General features: G+C 49.4%; 2 protein-coding genes. Both read right to left on the bottom strand.

Annotated elements, in window-relative coordinates; all coding sequences use genetic code 11:
* Positions 1-103: 103 nt before the first annotated feature.
* On the bottom strand, positions 104-1438 hold the full coding sequence (locus FD01_RS10650; protein WP_056964225.1) for an FAD-dependent oxidoreductase: 1335 nt from the start codon (positions 1436-1438) through the stop codon (positions 104-106).
* Between the two features lie 137 nt (positions 1439-1575).
* Positions 1576-1830 carry a hypothetical protein gene (locus FD01_RS10645; RefSeq protein ID WP_056964223.1) on the bottom strand — a complete coding sequence of 85 codons (255 nt, stop codon included), beginning with the start codon at positions 1828-1830 and terminating at the stop codon, positions 1576-1578.
* Positions 1831-1983: the final 153 nt, after the last annotated feature.

Here is a 1983-nt window from a genome sequence, read left to right as displayed (position 1 = left end):
GAGACAGATTCAACTTTATAATATTTCATCTGTCAACTTGACAGGGACTAGTGCACAAAGGCTTTTTTATTTTGGCTACGTATTTATATAGAAGAAACACGTCTTATTGCGCAACGGCCACCGCTTGCATCGCGACTTTGTTCACCCAGTTGATGGGCTGATCGAAGTTAGGTTGGAAGAACGTATCCAGCATTGCGAGCTGATCGATGGTTTGCTGCGTTTGAATCGCCAAAGACACCAAGTTGGCAGACATCGACACATCATGTTTGGAGAAAAACGCCGCGCCTTTGATTTTGCGCGTGACGGGATCCCAAACCAAAGTCGCCGTGACTGGCGTCGTCGTCAACATGAATTCTGGCCGGTAGGCTTCAGTGATGGTGGTGCTGACCAAGTGCATCCCGCGCGCTTCCCCGCCAGCCACGGTTAAACCAGTGGTCGCCATGGTGTAATCAAACAACGCCACGGCGCTGGTAGCTTGCGTGCCGGCATATTGCACCATTGGGCCATGCGCATTCTCCCCGACTAAAATGCCTTGGCGCACCGCATTGGTGGCTAACGGAATATAGTCGGGTTTGCCAGTCGGGTTGTAATGTACAGCCGCCGCATCGCCAGCGACTAAAATTTCTGGCCGAGATGCTTGCATATAAGCATCAGTCACGATCGCCCCGTTTGGCAACATTTCAACTTGGCCTTTGAGCAATTCGGTGTGCGGTCTAAAACCGATCGCCAACACCGCAATGTCTGCGGTATAGTCCCCTGCATCTGTGGTCACGGTGATTTGATCGCCACCGGTAAAATGTTCCACCTTTTGCCCTAAAGCTAATGTGGTGCCATGTTCGCGATAAGCCGCTTCGATTTGATCGGTGATTTCAGGATCGAAGTTTTTGGCTAAGGCCCGATCAAGCGCATCGACCAAGGTCACCTTTTTGCCCGCTAAGGCGAATTGTTCGGCGATTTCTGCACCAATGTAGCCGGCGCCGATCACCACAGCGGAATTGATGGTCGGCGTGATCTGCTTCAAGCGCTGGGCGTCGGCATAATCTTTACAATAGTAGAGATGCGGATCATCGATGCCTGGAATTGGCGGTACGATCGGCGCGGAACCTGGCGTAAACACCAATTTGTCATAAGTGTCGGTGAAATGCTCGCCAGTTTGCAAATTCTCGACGGTGATGGTTTTGCTTTCGGCATCTACTGCTAAAACGTTGTGCTGCATGTGCATGTCGGCGCCGAGTTTGGTCAACGCTTCCGGATTTGAGTAAAACATTTTCTTCGGGTCAGACACATGGTCGCCAACCCAAAGCGCGATGCCGCAAGACAAAAACGATAAATTGTCATTGCGCTCGTATACGACGACTTGATCTTGCGGGTGCTTGGTCAGAATCTGTTGTGCGGCAAAGGTACCAGCGTGAGTGGCTCCGATCACAATAATTTTCATGGCTATATCATCCTTTCGCAGAACCTTAAGCTCTGAAAAACCAATGCGGGCGTCACGCCGATTATAGCATGGTTCAGCCACGTTCCGAAAGTGTTAGGTTATTGTTATAATTAGATAACTAATTAAATTTGAATCGTCTAACGGCCCGAAAATTTGTGGGTTACGACAAAAAGTGCTTCAGCGGGCTGGTTATGGAACGCAATGGCGCTCGTCAGAGCTAATTTTGCATTCGCTTCGCTCAAAACCGCAAAATGGATCTCCTTCTCGCTGGATTCTAAGCGGTAAACCGCTAAGAATCCCACGGCTGATAACCAGCCCGCTTCCGCACTTTTTATCTCCGCCCACAGATTTTCTGCGTTGATATCACCAGCTTGCAGATTTAATTCGCTCAAGATTCGATTTCACTTGTCAGGTTGACCATCGAAACGCAGCCAGACCATTGCCATCTGATATCAGACAACAAAAAAACTTCGATGCCCACTAGTCGCATTGATGTGAACCCCCAGGTTTGGACAATAATCCAAATCTGGGGGTTTTCTTATGGT

Origin of the sequence: Lacticaseibacillus manihotivorans DSM 13343 = JCM 12514 (assembly GCF_001435035.1) — a bacterium.
In the GTDB taxonomy this organism is placed as follows: domain Bacteria; phylum Bacillota; class Bacilli; order Lactobacillales; family Lactobacillaceae; genus Lacticaseibacillus; species Lacticaseibacillus manihotivorans.
This window is presented reverse-complemented; position numbering and strand designations above follow the sequence as displayed.